1 protein-coding gene is annotated in these 250 nt (G+C 49.6%); it reads left to right on the forward strand.

Annotated features, from left to right (window positions below; translation table 11 throughout):
- On the forward strand, positions 1–250 hold a 250-nt coding region (locus ACTHSP_RS23945; RefSeq protein ID WP_440347224.1), incomplete at both ends, for a phage tail protein.

A 250-nucleotide genomic window follows, 5' to 3' on the forward strand; every position in this document is an offset into this window, starting at 1 on the left:
GGTATGAGCAACGTCAGAAATTGACGCTGAAGCCGAAAATGCAGACTTTGCAAATCCGTATTGTGGTTATGAAGCCTTTGATTGAGGAAATCAAGGGCTTTTTTGATTCGTGCGGCGGTGTGGAGCCGTTTTTCTTGACACCGCCGGGTCGTGAGCGTTTGTTGGTCAAGGTTTTCGAGTACACGGAAACGCCGAAGGGCGGCCAGGTGTATGAGCTTTCGACGGAATTTGAGGAGGTGATGGCAAGAAT

The sequence above is a fragment of the Neisseria sp. P0001.S005 genome, assembly GCF_051963715.1.